This window comes from Psychrobacter sp. GW64-MNA-CIBAN-0177 (genome assembly GCF_040309585.1).
Lineage (GTDB): Bacteria > Pseudomonadota > Gammaproteobacteria > Pseudomonadales > Moraxellaceae > Psychrobacter > Psychrobacter okhotskensis.
Genome location: NZ_JBEOOY010000510.1, coordinates 1 through 247, shown reverse-complemented (window position 1 = coordinate 247; position 247 = coordinate 1). Strand labels below are relative to the sequence as shown.

At 68.4% G+C, this 247-nt stretch carries 1 pseudogene; it reads left to right on the top strand.

Annotation, left to right across the window (positions count from 1 at the left end):
- Positions 1-247: pseudogene (locus tag AAEY79_RS16025) on the top strand (sulfate permease); the annotation flags it as partial.

Here is a 247-nt window from a genome sequence, read left to right as displayed (position 1 = left end):
CCGCGATCCTGATCCACACGGGCTTCAAGCTGGCGAAGCCGGCGCTGTTTCGCTCGGTGATGAAACAGGGGCCGGCCGCGTTCGTGCCGTTCGCCGCGACGATCGTCGGCGTGCTGGCGGTCGACCTGCTGTTCGGCATCGCGCTCGGCCTCGCGTGCAGCGTGCTCGCCGTCGCCGTCGCGAACCTGAAGAGCCCCGTCACGCTCGCGCAGCATGACGACCACTTCCTGCTGTCGTTCCGCAAGGA